Annotated in this window: 17 protein-coding genes; 9 read left to right on the plus strand and 8 right to left on the minus strand. The window is 69.0% G+C overall.

Going from position 1 to position 16,386, the window contains the following annotated elements; translation table 11 throughout:
• Together ACFYWM_RS15285 and ACFYWM_RS15290 are read left to right on the plus strand one after the other, a co-directional pair.
• Positions 1–753, plus strand: coding sequence for a maleylpyruvate isomerase family mycothiol-dependent enzyme (locus tag ACFYWM_RS15285; RefSeq protein WP_389914358.1), 753 nt, complete (start codon positions 1–3; stop codon positions 751–753).
• Positions 754–907: 154 nt separating this feature from the next.
• Positions 908–1,669: an SIMPL domain-containing protein gene (locus tag ACFYWM_RS15290; protein ID WP_389914361.1), complete on the plus strand. Its 762-nt coding sequence runs from the start codon at positions 908–910 to the stop codon at positions 1,667–1,669.
• Between the two features lie 160 nt (positions 1,670–1,829).
• Here ACFYWM_RS15290 and nadA read toward each other — a convergent pair whose 3' ends face one another.
• Positions 1,830–2,984 carry a quinolinate synthase NadA gene (gene nadA, locus ACFYWM_RS15295; protein WP_389914364.1) on the minus strand — a complete coding sequence of 385 codons (1,155 nt, stop codon included), beginning with the start codon at positions 2,982–2,984 and terminating at the stop codon, positions 1,830–1,832.
• Between the two features lie 211 nt (positions 2,985–3,195).
• Between nadA and ACFYWM_RS15300 the strand changes: the two genes are divergently transcribed.
• Entirely contained in the window at positions 3,196–3,549 is a 354-nt protein-coding gene (locus tag ACFYWM_RS15300) for an iron-sulfur cluster assembly accessory protein (protein WP_030910261.1), read from the plus strand.
• A gap of 227 nt (positions 3,550–3,776) precedes the next feature.
• A complete protein-coding gene (locus ACFYWM_RS15305) occupies positions 3,777–4,763 on the plus strand; it encodes a carbohydrate kinase family protein (RefSeq protein ID WP_389914367.1) in 987 nt (328 codons plus the stop codon).
• 157 nt (positions 4,764–4,920) lie between these two features.
• On the opposite strand, the gene ACFYWM_RS15310 is transcribed toward ACFYWM_RS15305, so the two are convergent.
• The 3 genes from ACFYWM_RS15310 to ACFYWM_RS15320 all read right to left on the minus strand — a co-directional run bounded on the left by ACFYWM_RS15310 (position 4,921) and on the right by ACFYWM_RS15320 (position 6,854).
• The gene (locus ACFYWM_RS15310; RefSeq protein WP_389914369.1) at positions 4,921–5,343 is read right to left on the minus strand and encodes a CBS domain-containing protein; all 423 of its coding nucleotides are present in this window, start codon (positions 5,341–5,343) and stop codon (positions 4,921–4,923) included.
• A 61-nt stretch (positions 5,344–5,404) separates the two neighbouring features.
• Complete coding sequence (locus ACFYWM_RS15315) at positions 5,405–5,674, minus strand: sulfurtransferase TusA family protein (protein ID WP_389914373.1); 270 nt, start codon at positions 5,672–5,674, stop codon at positions 5,405–5,407.
• Between the two features lie 43 nt (positions 5,675–5,717).
• Positions 5,718–6,854: a cysteine desulfurase family protein gene (locus ACFYWM_RS15320; RefSeq protein WP_389914376.1), complete on the minus strand. Its 1,137-nt coding sequence runs from the start codon at positions 6,852–6,854 to the stop codon at positions 5,718–5,720.
• A gap of 217 nt (positions 6,855–7,071) precedes the next feature.
• On the opposite strand from ACFYWM_RS15320, the gene coxB reads away from it, so the two are divergent.
• The 4 genes from coxB to ACFYWM_RS15340 all read left to right on the plus strand — a co-directional run bounded on the left by coxB (position 7,072) and on the right by ACFYWM_RS15340 (position 11,263).
• The gene (gene coxB, locus ACFYWM_RS15325; RefSeq protein WP_389914379.1) at positions 7,072–7,821 is read left to right on the plus strand and encodes a cytochrome c oxidase subunit II; all 750 of its coding nucleotides are present in this window, start codon (positions 7,072–7,074) and stop codon (positions 7,819–7,821) included.
• Positions 7,818–9,479 carry a cytochrome c oxidase subunit I gene (ctaD, locus tag ACFYWM_RS15330; RefSeq protein ID WP_389914382.1) on the plus strand — a complete coding sequence of 554 codons (1,662 nt, stop codon included), beginning with the start codon at positions 7,818–7,820 and terminating at the stop codon, positions 9,477–9,479. Before coxB ends, ctaD begins: the two co-directional genes overlap by 4 nt.
• Positions 9,476–9,871 carry a cytochrome c oxidase subunit 4 gene (locus tag ACFYWM_RS15335; protein WP_344916564.1) on the plus strand — a complete coding sequence of 132 codons (396 nt, stop codon included), beginning with the start codon at positions 9,476–9,478 and terminating at the stop codon, positions 9,869–9,871. The genes ctaD and ACFYWM_RS15335 overlap by 4 nt, the downstream gene beginning before the upstream one ends.
• Positions 9,872–10,027: 156 nt before the next feature.
• Entirely contained in the window at positions 10,028–11,263 is a 1,236-nt protein-coding gene (locus ACFYWM_RS15340; RefSeq protein WP_389914385.1) for an Ig-like domain-containing protein, read from the plus strand.
• A gap of 256 nt (positions 11,264–11,519) precedes the next feature.
• Here the strand turns inward: ACFYWM_RS15340 and ACFYWM_RS15345 are convergent, their stop codons facing one another.
• The 4 genes from ACFYWM_RS15345 to ACFYWM_RS15360 are packed head-to-tail and all read right to left on the minus strand — an operon-like array spanning position 11,520 to position 15,769.
• Positions 11,520–13,211, minus strand: a complete 1,692-nt coding sequence (locus ACFYWM_RS15345; RefSeq protein ID WP_389914388.1) for a cytochrome bc complex cytochrome b subunit — start codon at positions 13,209–13,211, stop codon at positions 11,520–11,522.
• Positions 13,208–14,323, minus strand: coding sequence for a Rieske 2Fe-2S domain-containing protein (locus ACFYWM_RS15350; RefSeq protein WP_389914391.1), 1,116 nt, complete (start codon positions 14,321–14,323; stop codon positions 13,208–13,210). The genes ACFYWM_RS15345 and ACFYWM_RS15350 overlap by 4 nt, the downstream gene beginning before the upstream one ends.
• On the minus strand, positions 14,320–15,135 hold the full coding sequence (locus ACFYWM_RS15355; RefSeq protein ID WP_389914393.1) for a c-type cytochrome: 816 nt from the start codon (positions 15,133–15,135) through the stop codon (positions 14,320–14,322). The genes ACFYWM_RS15350 and ACFYWM_RS15355 overlap by 4 nt, the downstream gene beginning before the upstream one ends.
• A gap of 16 nt (positions 15,136–15,151) precedes the next feature.
• Positions 15,152–15,769: a heme-copper oxidase subunit III gene (locus tag ACFYWM_RS15360; RefSeq protein ID WP_389914396.1), complete on the minus strand. Its 618-nt coding sequence runs from the start codon at positions 15,767–15,769 to the stop codon at positions 15,152–15,154.
• Between the two features lie 195 nt (positions 15,770–15,964).
• Here ACFYWM_RS15360 and ACFYWM_RS15365 point away from each other — a divergent pair, with 195 nt between their 5' ends.
• Positions 15,965–16,363, plus strand: coding sequence for a hypothetical protein (locus ACFYWM_RS15365; protein WP_344917239.1), 399 nt, complete (start codon positions 15,965–15,967; stop codon positions 16,361–16,363).
• The last annotated feature ends 23 nt before the right edge of the window (positions 16,364–16,386 follow it).

Here is a 16,386-nt window from a genome sequence, read left to right on the forward strand (position 1 = left end):
ATGAGGGAGTGGACCCACGCCGAGCACGCCGAGGCCGCCGCCACGGAGATCGCCCGGATGGCCGACGTCCTGAAGGGGCGTGACATGTCCGTCTCCGTACGGACCTGCCCCGGCTGGGACCTGGCGAGGCTCGTCACCCACACCGGGGGCGTGCACCGGTGGGTGGCCGCCATGGTGCGCGAGCTGGCCGAGCGACGTCACGACCGCGACGGCATGGACATGGGCCTGCCCGCCGACCCGGACGGCTACCCCGCCTGGCTCGGCGAGGGCGCCACCTTCCTGCCCGAGGCGCTGCTGTCGCAGGACCCGCAGGCGCCGATGTGGACCTGGAGCGCGGACAAGCGAGTGCGGTTCTGGTCGAGGCGGATGCTCCACGAGACCCTGGTGCACCGGGTGGACGCCGAGCTCGCGGTGGGCGTCCCGGTCGTGATCGACGAGCACGTGGCGGCCGACGGGGTCGAGGAGTTCCTCGACGTCCTGCCGCACGCGAGGTGGAACCCGGACGTGGCCGAGATCAGGGGCGGGGGCGAGACGATCTCCCTGCAGGCCGACACCGGGGCCGGGTGGGTGATCACCCTCGATCCCGACCGCTTCCATCACCGGCGTTCCCTGCAGCCGGGCACCGTGACCGTGCGCGCCGCCACGTCGGCCGACCTGCTCCAGGTCGTGTGGGGGAGGCGCAGCCCCGACGACTACGCCATCGAGGGCGACGGCGGGCTGCTGGGCTGGTGGCGAGGACTCACCCGGCTCTAGGGCCACGTCTCCACCGGCCCCGGCCCTCCCGCTGCGGTCAGGCCGGAATCCGGCACGGCCGGCGGCAAAACACCTTCTCGGGATTCGGCCAAGACACGACAGGGCCCGCGCAGCGCTCGACGCCGCGGCCGCGGCCCCGTGGTGCCATGACTTTATGATCAAGATGTCTCAGGCGGTCGCCTCGGCCGTGCTCGTCTCCACGGGACTGTTCTTCGCCGGTCTGTCCGGCGGCGCCGCGTTCGCGGACTCCACACCCTTCGCGGGCCCCACACCCATCGCGGGCTCCACGCCTCAGGCGGCGACCGAGGAGGGGAACCGCCCCCAGATCACGGTCGTGGGAGAGGGCAGCGTGTCCGCCACGCCCGACATCATGCGGCTGGACACCGGCGTCGAGGTGCGCCGGCCCACCGCCGGGGCGGCGTTCAGCGCGGCCCGCGACGCCGCCGCCGCCCTGACACGGGCACTGCTCGCGGCCGGGGTCGCGGCCAGGGACATGCGGACCGACGAGCTGACCCTCGCTCCCGAGTACCGGCAATATCCCACGGTCTCCGGCTACCGGGCCACGCAGGGCATCGAGGCCATAGTGCGCGACATCGACAACGCGGACGAGGTGGTGGAGGCGGCGGCCGCCGCCGGCGAGGCGGTCCGGCTGAACGGCATCTCCTTCGAGGTGTCCGACAACCGCGTGCCGCTCAGGCTGGCGCGCGACATCGCCTTCAGGGACGCCCAGGCCCGCGCCACGCAGTACGCCAGGCTCGCCGGCCGCGGGCTCGGCCGCGTCATGGAGATAAACGAGCAGACCGTCACCCCGCCGACGCCGATCGCCGGCTTCGCCGCGGCCGTCGACAGGGCGTCGATCAGCCCCGGCCGCCAGGACGTGTCGGTCAGCGTCAGGGTGGTCTACGGGCTCGTATAGGCCCCGCTCACGCGGTGCTCCCCCGACCCCGGGTACGCGACAGGTCCCCGGCACGCGACGGGCCCCGGCGGGTCACCACCCGCCGGGGCCCGTCCACGCCGGGATCAGCGCGCCGGGATCAGGGCGCCGGGATCAGGGCGCCGGGATCAGGGCGCCGGGATCAGGGCAGGGCCAGCATCCGGTCCAGGGCGACCCCGGCCCAGTGGGCGGTGTCGGCGTCCACGGTGATCTGGTTGACGACCTGACCAGCGGCGAGCGACTCCAGCGCCCACACCAGGTGCGGGAGGTCGATCCGGTTCATCGTCGAGCAGTAGCAGACCGTCCGGTCCAGGAACGTCACGTCCTTGTCGGGGAACATGGCGCCGAGCCGCTTGACCAGGTTCAGCTCGGTGCCCACCGCCCAGGAGGACCCGGCCGGAGCCTCGTCGATCTTCTTGATGATGTACTCGGTCGAACCGACGTGGTCGGCCTTGGTGACGACCTCGTGCCTGCACTCGGGGTGGACCAGCACGTTGACGCCGGGGATGCGGGCACGTACGTCGTCCACGCACTCGGCGCTGAAGCGGCCGTGCACCGAGCAGTGCCCCTTCCAGAGGATCATCTTGGCGTTCGCGAGCTGCTCGGCGGTGAGGCCGCCGTTCGGCCGGTGCGGGTTGTAGACGACGCAGTCGTCCAGTGACAGGCCCATCTCCAGCACCGCGGTGTTGCGGCCCAGGTGCTGGTCGGGGAGGAAGAGCACCTTCTCGCCGCGTGAGAAGGCCCACTCCAGGGCGCGCCTGGCGTTGGAGGAGGTGCACACGGCGCCGCCGTTGCGCCCGCAGAACGCCTTGATGTCGGCGCTGGAGTTCATGTAGGTGACGGGGACGGTGATCCCGGCGATCCCCGCGTCCTCCAGGGCCTCCCAGCACTCCTCCACCTGGTCGAAGGTGGCCATGTCGGCCATCGAGCACCCGGCCGCGAGGTCGGGCAGCACGACCTTCTGGGAGTCCGACGTGAGGATGTCGGCGGACTCGGCCATGAAGTGCACGCCGCAGAAGACGATGTACTCGGCGTCGGGGCGGGCGGCCGCCTCCTTCGCGAGCTTGAACGAGTCGCCGGTCACGTCGGCGAACTGGATGACCTCGTCGCGCTGGTAGTGGTGGCCCAGTACGAAGACCCGGTCGCCGAGCGCCGCCTTGGCCCTCCTGGCGCGCTCCACGAGCGCCGGGTCGGAAGCGGACGGCAGCTCGCCGGGACAGTCGACGCCGCGCTCGCTGTGCGGGTCGACACCTCTGCCGAGGACGAAGAGCGGAAGCCCGGTCTCGGTGGTCGTCATGGCCACACCCCCTTATCGTCGAAGTGACGACTAATGATGACACACAGGATTGGGGCTTTATTCCGGGGGAGGGGGTTTTGTCCAAGGACGGATGTGTCTGTCGTCTCAGGAATGTGTACAGGGGGACGGGTGTTGGTAGCGTCTGAGAAGGACGTCATAAACAGACAGCCGCTCCCGGGGAGCGGCTGACGCAGACGCGGGAGTCACCAACATGTCGGTTGAGAGCAGCGAGACCACGGCGCAGGGCCTGATCCTCAGTTCCGCGGCCGCGGCGAAGGTCAAGAGCCTGCTGGAGCAGCAGGGCGAGGAAGGTCTCCAGCTGCGCGTGGCCGTGCAGCCCGGCGGCTGTTCCGGCCTGCGCTACCAGCTCTTCTTCGACGACCGTTCGATGGACGGCGACGTCGTCTCCGACTTCGACGGCGTGAGCGTGGTCACCGACCGGATGAGCGCTCCCTACCTCGTGGGCGCCACCGTCGACTTCGTCGACACGATCGAGAAGCAGGGCTTCACGATCGACAACCCCAACGCCACCGGCTCGTGCGCCTGCGGCGACTCGTTCAACTAGGCGAACCAGGCGAACCGGCGGGTTCGGCCAGGCGGGCCGAACCCGCGGGAACACCCGGCCCCGCGGGGTGACATCGGTCACCCCGCGGGGCTTTCGCGCGCCCGATCGGGGTAGTCGTGGGGTACGAGCGGGGCGCGGGAAAGGTCGCGTATTCTTGCGTGGCTCAACTTCCCGCGTGGCCCAATCGCCCACGTTCCGAAGATGCAGACAACGAGGAGAAGAACCCCGTGCGCATCGCCGTCACCGGCTCAATCGCGACCGATCAACTGATGACCTTCCCGGGCCGCTTCAGCGACCAGCTCATCGCCGGTCAGCTCGACCGGGTTTCCCTGTCGTTCCTCGTGGACGACCTGCAGGTCCGCCGAGGCGGCTGCGCGGCCAACATCGCGTTCGGAATGGGCTGCCTGGGGCTCACGCCCGTCCTGGTCGGCGCGGTCGGCGCGGACTTCGCCGACTACCGCTCCTGGCTGGAGCGCCACGGTGTCGACTGCGACTCCATCCACGTCTCCGAGACGCACCACACCGCCCGCTTCCTGTGCACGACCGACGACGACCACAACCAGATCGCGTCGTTCTACACCGGCGCGATGGCCGAGGCCCGCCTCATCGAGCTCGGCCCGGTCGCCCAGCGGGTCGGCGGCCTCGACCTGGTGCTGATCAGCCCCAACGACCCCGAGGCGATGCTCAGGCACACCGCCGAGGCCCGCCAGCGCGCCATCCCGTTCGCGGCCGACCCCTCCCAGCAGCTCGCCCGCATGCCCGGGGAGCAGATCCGCGAGCTGGTCGACGGCGCCGCCTACCTCTTCGGCAACGACTACGAGAAGGGCATGATCGAGCAGAAGACCGGCTGGAGCGACGAGGAGATCCTCGACCGGGTCGGCGTCCGCGTCACCACGCTCGGTCCCAAGGGCGTCGTCATCGACCGCAAGGGCGAGCCGTCCCTGCACGTCCCCCCGGCGCCCGAGCTCGGCAAGGCCGACCCCACCGGCGTGGGCGACGCCTTCCGCTCCGGCTTCCTGTCCGCCCTGGCCTGGGGCCTGTCCCCGGAGCGCTGCGGCCAGGTCGGCAACCTCACCGCCACCCACGTCCTGGAGCAGGTCGGCGGCCAGGAGTACGAGCTCGGCCAGAAGGTCTTCCTGGAGCGCCTCGCCGGGGCCTACGGCGCCGACGCCGCCGCCGAGGTGGCCCCCTTCGTGAAGTGCCACCACGCCTGAGCCGTACTGGAAGCACGAAGCCTGAGCCGTACCGGAAGCAGGACGCCCCTCCTGGGCCGCGACGGCCTTGACGTCCTTCGGGGCAGGGGGCCGTACCCGCGGGAAGCCATCCCCTGAGCCGCCGGGTCCCGGCGGCTCAGGAGGCGTCACTCCGAGGTCAGCCGCTCGCGTAGACGCGGTGCACGAACTCGGCCAGCTTGTCGTCGGGCAGTTTCCTGGCCAGGTCGGCCTCGGTGATCATGCCGATGATGCGGCCGTCCTCGATCACCGGCAGCCGCCGGATCTGGTTCTGCTCCATCTTGGTCAGCGCCTCCTCGACGCCCGCGTCCGAGGACACCCAGACCAGGCCGGTCGCGAGGTCCCCCGCGGTCATCTTGGAGGGGTCCAGCCCCCGTGCCACGCACTTGACCACGATGTCGCGGTCGGTGATGATCCCCTTCAGCCGGTCGTCGCTGCCGCAGATGGGCAGCGCGCCCACGTCCATGTCCCGCATCATCTGCGACGCCCGGTCGAGTGTCTCGTGTGCCTCGACGCACCGGACCCCGGTGTGCATCAGATCTCTGGCCGTCTCACCGCTCATGCCGTCCCCCCGAACCGTTTGACGTGTTTCCGGGGGAGGTCATACCCAATTTCAGGACATGTCAGTAATTGCGGCGTACGTGGATGGCCCAGCCGCGCTCCGGGAGCTCGTGGCTGCCCACGTGGTGGTGCGACTTCAGGCGGCACCAGGCGGGGATGTCGGTGACGGCGGCCGGATCGTCGGCGAGGACGGCGACGATCCCGTTGCGGGGCACGTCGTTGATCTGCGCCGCCAGCATGATGATCGGGATCGGGCACTTCTTGCCCAGCGCGTCGATGGTCAGGGCGGGAGGCTGTGCCGATCCCGCCGGAGTGGCCTGGCTGGACGTCATCGCGTCTTCACTCCCGAAACTCCCGGAACTCCCCGAACGTTGATCAAAGCCTGACTCCCGCCTCCTCGCGTATCCTCCGCACCGCGTCCGGCAGGAAGGCGAGGAAACGGTCGACATCCGTCGCCGAGGTGCCCCGGGGGAGCGAAACGCGGACGTTTCCGTGCGTGAGCACGCCCATGGCCTCCAGAACATGCGACGGACGAAGCGTACTCGCCGTACAGGAGCTGCCGGACGATACCGAGAACCCGGCCTTGTCGAGTTCTGTCAGCAACGCCTCACCTTCCACATAAAGACACGAAAAGGTGACAATGTGCGGCGCCCGTGCGACCGGGTCGCCGATGACCTCGACGTCCGGGACCAGCCTGGGAACCTCGGTCCTGACGCGGTCCACGAGCGCCGAGAGCCTGGCCGACTCCACGGCCGACTCGGCCACCGTGGCGCGCAGCGCGGCGGCCGCCGCCACGATCGCGGGCACGTTCTCGAACCCGGGGACCCTGCGGCGCTCGCGGTCGTCCTCGGGCAGGGGGGTGCGCCACCGGGTGCCCTTGCGGACCACCAGCACGCCGACCCCGGCGGGGCCGCCCCACTTGTGCGCGCTGGCGGCCAGCACCGACCAGCCGGGGGGCAGCGGCATCCTGCCCGCCGTCTGGGCCGCGTCCACCAGCAGCGGCACGCCCGCCTCGGCGCACGCCGCCGCCGCCTCGGCGACGGGCTGGAGCGTGCCGACCTCGTGGTTGGCGCTCTGCAGGCAGGCCAGGGCCGTGCCCTCGGCGCGTACCGCCTCGCCGAAGACCTCCGGGTCGACCGCGCCGGTGATCCCGACGCCGACCGTCTCGACCGAGCCGCCGTCGCGCTCGTGGACGCCCGCCGCGTGCAGCACGCAGGAGTGCTCCACGGCCGAGGTGACCAGGCGGCGGCCGGCCCGGTGGCGTCCGCGCAGGGTGCCGAGCACGCCCAGGTGCACCGCCTGGGTGCCGGAGGAGGTGAAGGAGACCTCGTCGGCCCTGGCGCCCAGGGCCTCGGCCACCTCGGTCCTCGCCTGTTCCAGTAACATCCTTGCCCGGCGGGCGGAGCCGTACAGCCTCGCGGGGTCGGCCCAGCCGACGTCGAGGGCCGCGATGAGAGCCTCGCGCGCCTGGGGGTGCAGCGGCTCCGTGGAGGCCGCGTCGAAGTACGCCACCTCCCAATCGTCGCACCACGCGCGGTGCGGGCGGGGGCTGCGGGGGAGGGCGAGGGGTGTCCGCGCTAATGTGTCCCCCAGCGTGAAGCTGTGAACTACGAAATCTTGAATGTGAACAAACGACCGCCCAGGAGCGACTCCTGGGCTTCCTCTGTGGGGTAGGCGATCCGTGAGTCCGACCCGCCGTTCTGCACGGCGTCCGTTGGCCCGCCGCCGGGTGCCACGCGCTGCCGCTCTGGCGCTGCTGCTGGTTTCCCTGACGGCGTGCAGTGCCGAAGACTGGTCCCGAGCAGGCCTGCCCGAGGGCATCACCAAGCAGTCCGAGGCCGTCCAGAGTCTTTGGAACGGCTCGTGGATCGCCGCCCTCGCCACCGGTGTGGTCGTGTGGGGCCTGATCCTCTGGTCTGTTGCCTTCCACCGTAAGAAGAAGAACTCCAAGGAGGAGCTGCCGCCTCAGGTGCGGTACAACCTCCCGATCGAGATCCTCTACACGGTGGTGCCGATCATCATGGTCGGCGTCTTCTTCTTCTTCACCGCGCGGGACCAGAACTACATCACCAGCATGTCCCCCAAGCCCGACGTGACGGTCAAGGTCGAGGGCTTCCAGTGGAGCTGGCGCTTCACCACGGACTACAGCGGCAAGACCGCCCAGGTGGTCGGCGAGCCCGCGGCGGACTACATGCAGGGCCCGCAGCTGGTGCTGCCCGCGGGTAAGAAGATCAAGTTCCTGCTCAACTCGCCGGACGTCATCCACTCCTTCTGGGTCCCGGCCTTCCACTTCAAGCTCGACGTGATCCCCGGGGTGAACAACAGGTTCGAGGTGGAGACCTTGAACAAGCCCGGCGTCTACGCCGGCCGCTGCGCCGAGCTCTGCGGCGTCGACCACAGCCGGATGCTCTTCTCGGTGAAGCTCGTCACCCCCGCCGAGTTCGACCAGTACATCGCTAGTCAGGCGGGTGCCCAGTGACCGCGCACAACGAATCCCTGCCCCTTCCCCCGGTGCCGACCCGCAAGGGCTCGATCATCACGAAGTGGGCGTCCTCCACCGATCACAAGATCATCGGACATCTCTACCTGATCACCTCGTTCATCTTCTTCCTGATCGGCGGCGTCATGGCGCTGGTCATGAGGGCGGAGCTGGCGCAGCCGGGTCTTCAGTTCACCAGTAACGAGCAGTTCAACCAGCTGTTCACCATGCACGGCACCGTCATGCTGCTGATGTTCGCGACCCCGCTGTTCGCGGGCTTCGCCAACGAGCTCATGCCGCTGCAGATCGGCGCCCCCGACGTCGCCTTCCCGCGACTGAACATGGTCAGCTACTGGCTCTTCACCTTCGGCAGCACGATCGCGCTGGCCGGGTTCATCACCCCGGGCGGCGCGGCCAGCTTCGGCTGGTTCGCCTACGCCCCGCTGTCGGACGCCATCTACTCCCCGGGAGTCGGCGGCGACCTGTGGATCGTGGGCCTGACCATCAGCGGTCTGGGCACGATCCTCGGCTCGGTGAACTTCATCACCACGATCATCTGCATGCGCGCGCCGGGCATGACCATGTTCCGCCTGCCGATGTTCACCTGGAACGTCCTGCTCACCTCGATCCTGGTGCTGATGGCCTTCCCGGTGCTGGCCGCCGCGCTGCTGGCGCTGGAGTCCGACCGCAAGCTCGGCACGCACATCTTCGACTCCCAGACGGGCGGCGCGCTGCTCTGGCAGCACCTGTTCTGGTTCTTCGGCCATCCGGAGGTCTACATCATCGCGCTGCCGTTCTTCGGCATCGTGACCGAGGTGCTGCCGGTCTTCAGCCGCAAGCCGCTGTTCGGCTACATCGGCCTGGTCGGCGCGACGATCGCCATCGCGGGTCTGTCGATCACCGTGTGGGCGCACCACATGTTCCCCACGGGACAGGTGCTGCTGCCGTTCTTCTCCTTCATGACGTTCCTCATCGCGGTGCCCACCGGGGTGAAGTTCTTCAACTGGATCGGCACCATGTGGCGCGGCCACCTGTCGTTCGAGTCGCCGATGCTGTTCTCGATCGGCTTCCTGGTGACCTTCCTGTTCGGCGGCCTGACCGGCGTCATCCTGGCCTCCCCGCCGCTCGACTTCCAGGTCTCCGACTCCTACTTCGTGGTCGCCCACTTCCACTACGTGGTCTTCGGCACCGTGGTCTTCGCGATGTTCGCGGGCTTCTACTTCTGGTGGCCCAAGTTCACCGGCAAGATGCTGAACGACACGATGGGCAAGATCCACTTCTGGACGCTCTTCGTCGGGTTCCACACCACGTTCCTGGTCCAGCACTGGCTCGGCGCGCAGGGCTTCCCGCGCCGCTACGCCGACTACAGCCCGATCGACGGCTTCACCGACCTCAACATGGTCTCCTCGGTCGGCGCGTTCCTGCTGGGCGCCTCCACGCTGCCGTTCCTCTACAACGTGTGGAAGACGCACAAGACCGCGCCGCAGGTCACCGTGGACGACCCGTGGGGCTACGGCAACTCCCTCGAATGGGCGACCTCCTGCCCGCCGCCGAGGCACAACTTCACCTCGCTGCCCCGGATCCGGTCCGAGCGCCCCGCGTTCGACCTCAAGCACCCGCACATCCCGGCCGATCGTGAGCTGGAGGAGGTCCGATGAAGGTCCAGGGCTGGTTGTTCATCCTCTGCGGCGTCTTCTTCGCCGCCGTGGACGTCGTCTACTGGTACTGGTCCAAGGAGCCGGTCGGCACGACGGCGATGGCCATCTCGGTGGGCTTCGCGTTCATGATCGGCTACTACCTCATGTACACGGCCCGCCGCATCGGCGAGCAGCCGGAGGACGACAAGCAGGGCGAGATCAGCGAGGGCGCCGGGGAGCTCGGCTTCTTCAGCCCGCACAGCTGGTGGCCGCTCTTCGTCTGCCTGGCCGTCGCCCTCAGCGCGGTCGGCCTGGTCATCGGCTGGTGGCTCTTCCTGATCGGCGTGTTCGCGATCGTGATGAGCATGATCGGCTTCGTCTTCGAGTACTACCGGGGCAACTTCTCGCACTGACCCCGCGTTCCACCGCCACCTGAGCGGGCCACGGAGAAGCTTCCGTGGCCCGCTTTTTGGCGTTTATTTGAGGCTCAAGACGGATGTCTTATGTGGTGAACCGCTTACTCCGGGTAATAACTGAATCAGTGGTTCAGTCCGGACAGGGGAGTTCATGTGGGGCACGCGATCCGGGGTTCGAGCCAGGGAGCGGGACTGCTGACCCTCGCGCTGGTGACGGCATCCTGCTCGGGAAGCACCGCCGTAGAAGGTGGTCGGACGCCACAGGCGTCGCAGAACTCGCCCGCCGCGGTCGCCGCGGCCGTCGTCACCGTGAGCCCCCTCGACAAGGCCAGAGGCGTCCCCACGGACACGCCCATCCTGATCGCGGCGCAGGGCGGCACCCTGCGGCAGGTCGTCGTCAGGGCCGTGAAGGGCGCCAGGGGCACCCTGCCGGGCGTTCTCAGCGCCGACGGCACCCAGTGGCGCAGCCGGGGCACTGCGGCTCCGGGGGCCTCCTACGAGGTCTCCGTGACGGCCGTCAATCCGGCCGGCGCCGTCACCACCACGACCTCCTCCTTCTCCACGGTGCGCAAGCGCGAGACCTTCGCGATCGAGAACTTCATGCCGGGCAGGGACACGACCGGCCTGACCGTCGGCGTCGGCATGCCGGTGATGATCACCTTCGACCGCGACGTCTCCGACCGGGTCTCCATCGAGCGCAACCTCTTCGTCCGCACCTCCAGGCCGGTCCTGGGGGCCTGGCACTGGTTCGACAACCGGAACGTGCACTTCCGCCCGAAGAAGTTCTGGCCCGCCGGTACGAGGGTCCGGGTCGAGGCCCGCCTGGCGGGGGTGCGCGGCGGCAGCGGCCTGTACGGGGCGGCGAACAAGACCGTCAACTTCAAGATCGGCCGCTCGCAGATCACCAAGGGAAGCGTCCAGTCGCACCACCTCACGGTCCGGCGCAACGGCAAGGTCGTCCGCGAGATGCCCATGAGCGCCGGGCAGGGCGGCAACTGGAAGTACCACACGACCAGCGGCGTGCACCTGGCCATGTCGCGGGAGAACGTCACCGTCATGACCTCCCCGGGCATCGGGCCCGGTTCCCCCGGCTACTACCAGCTCACCGTCTACGACACCGTCCGCATCTCCAACAGCGGCGAGTACATCCACGCCGCCCCGTGGTCGGTCGGCTCCCAGGGCAACTCCAACGTCAGCCACGGCTGCGTCAACGTCAGCCCGAGCAACGCCAAGTGGTTCCTCGACAACACCCTGATCGGGGACCCGATCATCATCACCGGCTCGCCCCGCGTCCTGGAGCCCCTGAACGGGTGGGGTCACTGGCAGGAGAGCTGGAAGGAATGGCTCAAGTGGAGCAGCCTCAAGCACTTCGACACCGACGACGTCTGACCGCCGCCCCCTGAGGTCTCCTGGGCGCCCGTGGACGGGGGCCCGGCCCTGGAGTGCCCCGGCCCGTGAGAGGCCCGCAGGGACCTCCTGAGAGCTTCCCCGGGGGCCTTGTGGCAGCTCAGAGGCACTTCAGAGGCATTTGGCGGCACTGTCCCGCTCATCCGGCCCGTTCGACGGCACGCAAAGGCGGAGGGCCCGGACACCGTGTGGTGTCCGGGCCCTCCGTGTGGCGTCAGCCGTGGTGGATCAGCGTGGATCAGTGGGTCAGGGACTTGTCGTCCCCGGCCTGGCCGACCGCCGCGTGCTCCCCGTGACCCGCGCCGACGGCGTCGTGGTCCTCGCCGTGACCGTGGCCGTGGCCGTCGTCGAGCGGGATCTTCTCGCCGCCGTACGCCGCGCTCATCTTGGCCCGCAGCCTGCCGAGCGGGCCGCGCATCCCCTTGGACGGGACGTCGTCGCGGTTCTTCGGGTCGGTGCCGTCCGCGGAGATGACCGGGATCACTTCCTTGCCCCGCATGTGGGCCTCGATGGCCTCGTGCGGCGGGACGTGGACCTCGATGTACTCGCCGTGGGGCAGCCGCTTGATCACACCGGACTCCACGCCGTGGCTGATGATCGCCGCGTCGCTGCGCTGCAGGCCCAGGCAAGTCCGGTAGGTGATGATGTACGCCAGCACGGGGCCGGCGATCACCAGGAACCGGCCCGCGTAGGTCGTCCAGTTCAGCGAGATGTGGAAGAACGCGGAGATCTCGTCGTTGGCGCCCAGCAGCCACAGGACACCGTAGAACGTGACCGCCGACATGCCGATCGCGGTGCGGTGCGGGTTGTTGCGGGGACGCTCGGCGACGTGGTGCTCGCGGCGGTCGCCGGTGACCCACTGTTCGATGAACGGGTACAGCGCCAGGCCCGTCATGACGATGCCCATCGGCACCAGGGCCGGGATCAGCACGCTCATCGCGAGCGTGCCCCCCGCGCCGCCGAAGAGGTTGATCTCCCAGGCGGGCATGAGGCGCAGCGAGCCTTCGAGGAAGCCCATGTAGAAGTCGGGCTGCGAGCCCGCCGAGATGTCGGCCGGGGTGTAGGGGCCGAACAACCAGATCGGGTTGATCTGGGCGAAGGTCCCCAGCAGCGCGATGACCCCGAAGGTGAACATGAAGTACGCGCCGGCCTTGATCATGAAGGCCGGGTAGAACGGCGCGCCCACCACGTTCTCGTTGGTGCGGCCCTTGCCCGGCATCTGCGTGTGCTTCTGCACCCACATCAGGATCATGTGAGCCGTGATGAGCGCGAGCAGGATGCCCGGGATGAGCAGGATGTGCAGCGAGTAGAAGCGCGCGATGACGTCCTCGCCCGGATACTCGCCGCCGAAGAGGAAGAAGGTGATCCAGGTGCCGACCAGCGGCAGCGAGATCGCCACACCCTCGGTGATCCGCAGACCGGCGCCGGAGAGCAGGTCGTCGGGCAGGGAGTAACCGGTCAGGCCCTCGGCCAGCGCCAGCGTGAGCAGCAGCACGCCGATCAGCCAGTTGAGCTCGCGGGGCTTGCGGTAGGCGCCGGTGAAGAACACCCGGAGCGCGTGCACCATCATGCCGCCGATGAACAGCAGGGCCGCCCAGTGGTGCATCTGCCTCATCAGCAGGCCACCGCGCACGTCGAAGCTGATGCTCAGCGCCGACGCGTACGCCTCGGACATGACGACGCCCTGCAGCGGGCCGTACGAACCGGCGTACTCGACGTGGTTCATGCCGGGCTTGAAGAAGAACGTCAGGAACGTGCCGGTCAGCAGCAGGATGATGAACGAGTAGAGAGCGATCTCACCCAGCAGGAACGACCAGTGGTCGGGGAAGATCTTCCGCAGGTTCCGCTTGAGGAAGTTTCCCGCGCCGATGCGGTCGTCGACGAAGGCGCTCGCACCCTCGATGGGCTTGGGGACGGTTTCGATGCTCATGACTTCTGGGCTCCGTTCTCACGGACCTCGGCCTCGGCGTCGCCACGCTCCCAGAAGCTGGGACCGACGGGGACCGGGAAGTCCGCCGTTGCGACGAGGTACCCCTCATTGTCGACGGCGATCGGCAGCTGGGGCAGGGGCCTGGCGGCCGGGCCGAAGATGACCTTGGCGCCGTCGGCGGCGTCGAAGGTCGACTGGTGACACGGGCACAGGATGTGGTGGGTGGTCTGCTCGTACAGGGCCGCGGGGCAGCCGACGTGCGTGCAGATCTTGGAGTAGGCCACGATCCCGTCGTGTGTCCAGTTCAGGTTAGTCCCGGATTTGAGCTCCTCGGGACGGAACTTGATCAGGATCAGGGTGGCCTTGGCCAGCGCGTTCAGGTCGTGCTCGTACCCCTCGGGCACCACGGAGAGGATGCCGCCGGGGGAGTTGAAGTCGGCGGCCCTGATCGGCGAGCCGCTTCCCTCGACGATGAGCTTGCGCGGCTTGCCGTCCTTGGTCTTCTCGCCCCAGACGGTGTGCCGCAGCTTGGCCGGGAAGTTCGTGTGGCTCGGGCCGAGGTCGCGCAGCAGGACCAGCGGGGCCAGGCCGAGCGGGGCGGCGGCGGCCAGCAGGGTGCGGCGCAGCAGCGGGCGCTTGGCGATGCCGCTCTCGTTCGCCCCCTGCAGGAAGGTCTCGGCCACGTACGACCTGGTCTCGGGGTCGGAGGCCATCGCGTGGCGCTCCTGGACCAGGTTGTACTTGGGCATGACCAGGCGGACCCAGGTCGTCAGGCCCGCGGCCAGCCCGAGCAGGGCCAGCGTGAGCGTGCCGCCCAGCGCGAGGTTGGAGACCTGCGTCTTCTCGATGTCGCCGACCTGGAAGACGACGTACGACACCACGAAGCCGATGCCGCCCAGGAAGGCGACGAGGAAGCAGAGGGCGGCGTACCGCTCGCCCTTCCTCGCGGTCGCCTCGTCCTGCGGGACCACCCCGGGCACCTGGACGACGTCCGTCTTCGCCGGCTCGTCACGGCCGAGGAGGGAGGTGCTCGCCGCCGGGGAGGGGGTGCCGATCACGCGCTTGGGCGCGCGCTCCTCCGGCTGTTCGATGTCGTGATTGTTGTCAGTCATTTGGCCTGTCGCCTCTTCGCGGTGATCCAGATGGCGGCCAGGGAGAGGAGGCTGAGCCCGACGACCCAGGCCACCAGACCCTCCGTGACCGGGCCGATGCGGCCGAGACCGGCGCCGCCCGGGTTGGGCTCCTCACGCACGCCCACGATGTAGGCGATCATGTCCCGCTTCTGCTCGGGGGTGATCATGCTGTCGTTGAACACCGGCATCGCCTGCGGGCCGGTGATCATCGCCTCGTAGATCTGCCTCTCGGTGGCCGCGTGGAGCGGCGGCGCGTACTTGCCCTGGGTCAGGGCCCCGCCGGCGCCGACGAAGTTGTGGCACTGGATGCAGTTCGCGCGGAACAGCTCCCCGCCCTTGGACTTGTCGCCCTTGCTCGCGTCGACCTGCTCGGCGCTCGGGACGGTCGGGCCGCCGCCGAGGGACTGGATGTAGGCGCCCAGCTGCCGGAGGGTGTCGTCGTTGACCCAGGGGGCCAGGGGCTTGCGCGGTGCCTGCGCGCCGGGGTTGGCCAGGGGCATGCGGCCGCTGCCGACCTGGAAGTCCACGGAGGCCGCGCCGACGCCGATCAGGGTCGGACCCTGGGCGGTGCCCTCGGCGTTGAGGCCGTGGCAGCTGGAGCAGCTCTGCTCGAAGAGTTTCTTGCCCTCGGCCACGTCGTCGGCCCTGCCGGACGCGATGGCGGCGTCGGCCTGCCGGCTCGGGGAGACCGCGAGCGCGACGGTGTAGATCCCGCCGATCAGGCCCAGGGCCAGGAGCAGGACGGCGTATCTCGCGAGGGGATGCCGCCGCCCAGCGGTGATCCTATTCACAGAGATCCCCGATTCCTTAGTGAATGCCATAGATGGTTACGAAAAGACCGATCCAGACCACGTCCACGAAGTGCCAGTAGTAGGACACGACGATCGCGCTGGTCGCCTGCTCACGGGTGAAGCGCTTCGCGGCGTACGTGCGTCCCAGCATGAACAGGAACGCGATCAGTCCACCGGTCACGTGCAGGCCGTGGAAGCCCGTGGTCAGGTAGAACACGGAGTCGTACGCGGAGTGCGACAGCGTGTGCCCCTCGTGGACCAGCTCGCTGTACTCGTACAGCTGGCCGGCCACGAACACGGAGCCCATCAGGAAGCTGACGACGTACCAGAAGCGGAGCTTGGCGACCTGACCCTTCTCGGCCGCCCACACGCCCAGCTGGCAGGTCACACTGGACAGGACCAGGATGATCGTGTTGGCCAGGGCGAAGGGGATGTTCAGATGGGCCTCGGGCCAGGGAAGACCCTGGCCGATGCTCACCGACCGGATGGTGAAGTACATCGCGAACAGCGCCGCGAAGAACATGAGCTCGGAGGACAGCCAGACGATCGTCCCCACGCTGACCAGATCGGGTCTGCGGGACGAGTGCGCTGCCGTCGTCGTTGAAATTGCGGATGCTGTCGCCACGGGCAGCATTATTGCGGCTCTCCTGCTCGGGTCGCCGCACGACCCCCCGATAGCGGGTGCGCACGTCCCCTCAAAGTGGACGTATAGGGCAATTCGCCCGGCACTGGCTCCAGCCTGGGTCTCCGGACCGGGTGACCGGTAGCATCCCAGGTGACCATACATCGACGAGGGATAGTGAGCGCGACCGTGAGCACCGACGACAAGATGAGGGTCCTCGTCTACAGCGACGACGCGAGCACCCGCGAGAAGGTGCGGCAGGCGATCGGCCGCCGCCCCGCAGGCGACGTGCCCCTCGTGGAGATCGTGGAGTGCGCCACCCACGCCAAGGTCGTCCAGCACTTCGACTCCGGAGAGATCGACGTCGCCGTGCTCGACGCCGAGGCCCAGCCGGCCGGTGGCATGGGCGTGGCCCGCCAGGCCAAGGACGAGGTCCACGACTGCCCGCCGATCTGCCTGCTGATCGCCCGCCGCGACGACCGCTGGCTGGCCGAGTGGTCGCGCGCCGAGGCCGTCGTGCCGCAGCCGATCGACCCGGTCGTCCTGGCCGAGACCGTCGCCGACCTGATGCGCCGCCGCCTTTCCACCCGCCTGTCCGCCCGGTAGACCCCCGGAACCCCCCTGGAGAC

The sequence above is a fragment of the Streptosporangium sp. NPDC002721 genome, from assembly GCF_042888905.1.
Lineage (GTDB): Bacteria > Actinomycetota > Actinomycetes > Streptosporangiales > Streptosporangiaceae > Streptosporangium.

What these genes read in the sequence shown, in the direction of transcription:
- ACFYWM_RS15310 (WP_389914369.1), bottom strand. Translation starts at nt 5,343, where the DNA reads ATGAGCGGTGAGACGGCCAGAGATCTGATGCACACCGGGGTCCGGTGC.
- ACFYWM_RS15300 (WP_030910261.1), top strand. Translation starts at nt 3,196, where the DNA reads ATGTCGGTTGAGAGCAGCGAGACCACGGCGCAGGGCCTGATCCTCAGT.
- ACFYWM_RS15315 (WP_389914373.1), bottom strand. Translation starts at nt 5,674, where the DNA reads ATGACGTCCAGCCAGGCCACTCCGGCGGGATCGGCACAGCCTCCCGCC.
- ACFYWM_RS15345 (WP_389914388.1), bottom strand. Translation starts at nt 13,211, where the DNA reads ATGAGCATCGAAACCGTCCCCAAGCCCATCGAGGGTGCGAGCGCCTTC.
- nadA (WP_389914364.1), bottom strand. Translation starts at nt 2,984, where the DNA reads ATGACGACCACCGAGACCGGGCTTCCGCTCTTCGTCCTCGGCAGAGGT.
- ACFYWM_RS15360 (WP_389914396.1), bottom strand. Translation starts at nt 15,769, where the DNA reads ATGCTGCCCGTGGCGACAGCATCCGCAATTTCAACGACGACGGCAGCG.
- ACFYWM_RS15350 (WP_389914391.1), bottom strand. Translation starts at nt 14,323, where the DNA reads ATGACTGACAACAATCACGACATCGAACAGCCGGAGGAGCGCGCGCCC.
- ACFYWM_RS15335 (WP_344916564.1), top strand. Translation starts at nt 9,476, where the DNA reads ATGAAGGTCCAGGGCTGGTTGTTCATCCTCTGCGGCGTCTTCTTCGCC.
- ACFYWM_RS15285 (WP_389914358.1), top strand. Translation starts at nt 1, where the DNA reads ATGAGGGAGTGGACCCACGCCGAGCACGCCGAGGCCGCCGCCACGGAG.
- ACFYWM_RS15365 (WP_344917239.1), top strand. Translation starts at nt 15,965, where the DNA reads ATGAGGGTCCTCGTCTACAGCGACGACGCGAGCACCCGCGAGAAGGTG.
- ACFYWM_RS15290 (WP_389914361.1), top strand. Translation starts at nt 908, where the DNA reads ATGATCAAGATGTCTCAGGCGGTCGCCTCGGCCGTGCTCGTCTCCACG.